Annotated in this window: 1 pseudogene; it reads right to left on the reverse strand. The window is 71.0% G+C overall.

The window, feature by feature from the left end:
* Positions 1-8: 8 nt before the first annotated feature.
* Positions 9-1,338: pseudogene (locus G9H72_RS20670) on the reverse strand (ISL3 family transposase).
* Positions 1,339-1,464 lie beyond the last annotated feature (126 nt).

A 1,464-nucleotide genomic window follows, 5' to 3' on the forward strand; every position in this document is an offset into this window, starting at 1 on the left:
TTACCGGCTCATCGCAATCGAGGGTGTAGTCGCTGTCTGAAGCCGCCGGTCTCGAGCAGGCTGCGGGCGATGTAGTGGGCGAGGTTGCGGAAGCCGAGGGCGGTGCCGCGTAGGTGTTCGAGCCTTCCGTTGATGGCCTCGGTGGGGCCGTTGGAGGTGCCGGGGCGGTCGAAGTAGGCCAGGACGTCCGTGGCGCGCTTCTGCAGGGTCCGGCCCAGCCTGGTGAGTTCGTTCAGTGAGGTCGGGACGCCTCGGCTGAGGGAGTCGATCACCTTGGTCATCATCGCTTTGCCGGTGGGGCGGTCGGGGTGGCGGTAGGCGGCGATCACGGCTTGGTAGACGCCCCAGGTGACCTCGACGGCGAGGTGCTCGGGGTTGGCGAACAGCGCGTCGATCCGCGCGCGTTGGCGGTCGGTGAGCAGGTCCGCGCCGGTGTGCAGGGTCCGCCGCGCCTTGTAGAGCGGGTCCCCGGCGCGTCCGCGGTGACCGTGCAGGTCCTGCTGGATCCGCCGCCGGCACCGGTCCAACGCGTCCCCGGCCAGGCGCGCGACGTGGAAGGGGTCCATGACCGCTGTCGCTTTGGGGAGCTCTTCGGTGGTGGCGGTCTTGAACCCGGTGAACCCGTCCATCGCCACGACCTCCAGGCCCTGGCGCCAGGTNNNNCCCGTCCCGGAAGGCGTCCGGCCGGGCGGCGAGCCAGGTCTTGAACGCCTGCTTGGACCGGCCCGGCACCATGTCCAGCAACCGCGCGGACCCGGTGCCGTCCCTGACAGGGGTGAGGTCGATGATCACGGTGACGTACTTGTCGCCAGCGCGGGTGTGGCGCCACACGTGCTCATCGACACCGAGCACCGTGACCCCCTCGAACCGGGACGGGTCGTTGATCAGCACCCGGCGCCCCTCGGCCAGGACCGCGGTGTTCGCGGTGTGCCAGGACACCCCCAGCGCCTCAGCGACCCGAGCCACGGACAGGTGCGCCACGACCAGACCCTGCAACGCCCACGCCAGCGCCCGACGCGACAGCTTCGACCGCGGCTGGGCCGCAGCGGTCATGTCCTGCCGCCACACGTGCCCGCAGCCAGTGCACCGGTACCGGCGGACCGTGACCTCCAACGTCGTGGGCCGCCACCCGAACGGCTCGTGCGCCAACCGCCGCACCACCGAGTCCCGCGGCGCGCCCTCGCACCCGCACCGCCGGCACCACCGGTCCGGCTCCAGCACCCGGCACGCCAGGACCACCCGGTCCGGCTCCACGCGTTGCCCGACCACCTCCAGGCCGAGCTCGTCCAGGCCGGCGAACGTGGTCAGGTCAGGGGCAGCGAAGGTAGCGTCAAGCACGTCGAGGTCTTCCAGATGAGCGGCGTAGGAACCTTCATCCTCGGGAGACCTCGACCTCTACCCGGACACCGACGCGCCGACCACCCTCACCCCCCGCCTACACCCTCATCTGCGAAGAGCCCGCAA

Origin of the sequence: Motilibacter aurantiacus (assembly GCF_011250645.1) — a bacterium.
Taxonomy (GTDB): Bacteria; Actinomycetota; Actinomycetes; order Motilibacterales; family Motilibacteraceae; genus Motilibacter_A; species Motilibacter_A aurantiacus.